We start from the raw sequence: 3,406 nt of genomic DNA, 5'->3' as shown, positions 1-3,406 counted from the left end.
GAAATCCTGGCGATAAGGGTGATCGCGTCCGCTTAAAAATAGGCGGACACCATCGCCCTTAATTCCGGATTTCTGAAGGTGTGTTCGCTGGCCGCTTACCGAGCACCCGACTGAGACGTGTGAGCTTTGTGATCAGGAGTCGCTCCGCTATCAGTTTGAGATTCGAAACGAGTTCACAGGCCACGCGCTTTGGGTGGGTTCTCAGTGCATCCTCAGATTCGGTGTTTCGGTATTTGAAGCGGGCCGTAAACTCTCCACAAAGGACACGCAGAAAAAGCTGGATCGTTTGACGCAGAAGATGCGCGACGATGCTTGCTTGCGATCGCTGCAGAAGCTCGCCGACGCAGAGGGCGGCTCAATATTCGCTAACGCCCTCCGCTACTATCAACGTCATGGGTACCTTTCCCCGAAATTCGCCTTCGTGGTTCTGTGGAGGCTGAAGGAGAACGAGATCGACCATAGCCCTTCTTTTTTCAAGGTTGCCCTTCGGCGTGATCAGCATAAAAAAGACATGCGAGAGATGAAGCTATCGAGTGTTCATATGATCTGGCCGGCGCTGTCTTCTTCTCAACGCGAATTGGCAATTAGGCTTGGGCATCGTCCGCCACCACCGCCTTTACCGTTACCGCCATCATTTACAAATCTTCCACCCTTACCGCTTTCTTAAGGGTTACTGTGTCCCTCGGTTCCTTATCTTCACAACCGTCGTGGTTGAGCATGAGGCGTGTCGAGCTGCGGCGCGCACTCCAAGACCTGCCGCCAGTAACTTCTTCACACGCTTGTGCAGATCCTCGTCTATCGGCCGGCTCTGGTACTTGCCGGCGGCCCTGGCCTTTTTGTAGTGGTCTAATGATTCCGGACACTCATTTAGGCGAGAATATCGCCAGATAGAGGTGTCTGATGACCAAACAACGCCGTACCTTTTCCACTGAATTCAAACGCGAGGCCGCAGGCCTCGTGCTGGATCAAGGCTATAGCCATATCGAAGCCTCCCGCTCCCTAGGGGTGGTCGAGTCTGCGCTGCGTCGCTGGGTGAGCCAGCTCCAGCAGGAGCGCAATGGCGTAACGCCTCAGAGCAAAGCCCTGACGCCCGAGCAGCAGAAAATTCAGGAGCTGGAAGCCCGGATCGCTCGTCTTGAGCGGGAGAAATCCATTTTAAAAAAGGCTACCGCGCTCTTGATGTCGGAAGAACACGAGCGCTTGCGCTGATCGATCAGCTAGGTGCCCATGAGCCGATCGAACTGCTGTGCGAGGTGTTCGAGACACCTCGCTCGTGCTACTACAACCATTGCCAGCGGCGTCGGGCTCCAGACGCCGAGCGGGTTCGTTTACGCAGCCGAGTCAATGAATTGTTCGGGCAAAGTCGAAGCGCTGCCGGCAGCCGCAGTATCGTGTCGATGATGCAAGAAGATGGTGAGCAAATCGGTCGGTTCATGGTGCGTGGCCTGATGCGGGAACTGGGATTGATCAGCAAGCAACCGGGCTCGCATGCTTATAAAAAAGCAACAGTGGAGCGGCCTGACATTCCGAACATTTTGAATCGAGAGTTCAATGTACCCGCGCCCAATCAGGTCTGGTGTGGCGACATCACCTACATCTGGGCACAAGGAAAATGGCATTACCTGGCGGTGGTTATGGATCTTTATGCGCGTCGGGTGGTGGACTGGGCGTTTTCAAAAAAACCGGATACGGACTTGGTGATCAAGGCGCTGGACATGGCTTATGAGCAACGCGGCAAGCCTCAAGGTCTGCTGTTTCATTCCGACCAGGGCGCCCAATACGGGAGCCGACAGTTTCGCCAGCGGCTTTGGCGATATCGCATGCGCCAGAGCATGAGTCGCCGAGGTAATTGCTACGACAACTCGCCGATGGAGCGTGTATTCCGCAGCTTGAAAACCGAGTGGATACCCCGCCGTGGGCTACATGACGGCCCAAGAGGCGCAACGAGACATCAGTCATTACCTGATGCATCGCTACAACTGGATTCGGCCACACCAGTTCAACGGTGGGCTTGCACCCGCTCAGTACGAGAAAAACCTTAACGTCGTGTCCGGGATCAGTTGACCACTACATCCTGCCTAAATTATTCGCTTTATCGCCACCGAACCGGCTCAATTGATTTGTGGGCCATAGCTAGGGAATGATTCGATCATGCCTGTGCTACGGCCTGAGAATTTCCCATTCGGAACTCTCCTGGGTTCCTCGCCTTGCACGCGTTGCTACGGCGTCAGTAAGATCCCGGCCAAACCTACAGTAACGATTGCGTTTGCAATGGAAGCGTTCATGAACAGCAAAAACCGTGGCGGAGCCTATATTCGAGCAGCATATGCTTTCACATCTCTCCTTGCAGATCTCCTAAGACGTTTGGGTGAACATAACGTCCTAGAGGAACCAGAAGACGTACTGGGCCTAGAGCCTGACATTGTCTTTGGTCGGCAAGATGCGTTGACAATGGTTGAAACCAAATTCTATCGACGTTCCTCTCCACCTCCGTCTTCTACCTTTAAACGCGCCCTCGAACACACCGCTGATAGAGGCATTAGGATGGGGGCATCCACTATCGTGCTGGCAATATCGTGCCCGATGGGGTCACGTTTTATGAGCGTCGCAGAAGCGTTTCCTACAGTTGAGGTTTGGGATGAAACGAAGCTGTTTGAGATGGCGGCTCCGTTCCCTGACATTCTGGCCCAATTAGAGGAGCTTCTCGAAGCTGATACACCGAAGAGCGCTGAAACCCTGAGCCTAGGCTTGCCGACGTTTATGAGACGCAGTGCCGGTGATGTAACTGCGGAGCCGAAGCGAGGAAAGGTGCTGGCCGATGCTTTAGCTGCAATCGACCGTGGCCGGGAAATGGCAACTGATTTCGAAAACGCGTGCATCAATGCGCTTAAGTATCTCTTTGAACATGACCTCCATGGATGGCATGAGCAGTCCCGTACCGTAGACACCTTGCATCGTAGAGATCTGGTGTGCCGAATCTTGGCAAAAGCAGCCGAGGTGTGGCGTCTGATGCTGGAGGACTTAGGAAGCAGGTACGTGGTCTTCGAGTTCAAAAATTACAGCAAATCGATTACACAGAACGAGATCGTCACCACAGAGCGTTACTTGTACCCATCGGCCCTCAGGAAGGTTGCGATTGTGATTTCGCACGAGGACTGCGCTGACTCTGCTAGGGCCGTGATCGCAGGGGCGATGCGAGAGCATGGGAAGCTGATCATCCCCCTGTCGGTGCCGGAGATAATCGATTTGCTGAACAGCAAGGATGAAGGCTCAGATCCGAACACCTACCTGTTCGAACGAGTTGATCAGTGAACGAGCCCCATGAAAGACAGGACACCGTTCCCCCCTTAAGATAAGGGATAGGCAAACGGGTATGTTTATGACTAACAGCAACGATAAGGGTGGC

General features: G+C 53.9%; 1 protein-coding gene and 2 pseudogenes. 2 read left to right on the top strand and 1 reads right to left on the bottom strand.

The features are described 5' to 3' along the window. Window positions 1–670: 670 nt before the first annotated feature. Window positions 671–838 (bottom strand): annotated as a pseudogene (locus KDX37_RS28840) (recombinase family protein); the annotation flags it as partial. 62 nt (window positions 839–900) lie between these two features. Here KDX37_RS28840 and KDX37_RS28835 point away from each other — a divergent pair. Both KDX37_RS28835 and KDX37_RS28830 read left to right on the top strand, forming a co-directional pair. Further along, window positions 901–2,064, top strand: a pseudogene (locus KDX37_RS28835) (IS3 family transposase). Between the two features lie 219 nt (window positions 2,065–2,283). Further along, window positions 2,284–3,312 carry a hypothetical protein gene (locus KDX37_RS28830; protein WP_231656582.1) on the top strand — a complete coding sequence of 343 codons (1,029 nt, stop codon included), beginning with the start codon at window positions 2,284–2,286 and terminating at the stop codon, window positions 3,310–3,312. The last annotated feature ends 94 nt before the right edge of the window (window positions 3,313–3,406 follow it).

This window comes from Pseudomonas californiensis, from assembly GCF_021147775.1.
Lineage (GTDB): Bacteria > Pseudomonadota > Gammaproteobacteria > Pseudomonadales > Pseudomonadaceae > Aquipseudomonas > Aquipseudomonas californiensis.
The sequence above is the reverse complement of the archived record's forward strand: the minus strand, read 5'-3'. Positions and strand labels throughout refer to the sequence as shown.

What these genes read in the sequence shown, in the direction of transcription:
- KDX37_RS28830 (WP_231656582.1), top strand. Translation starts at nt 2,284, where the DNA reads ATGAACAGCAAAAACCGTGGCGGAGCCTATATTCGAGCAGCATATGCT.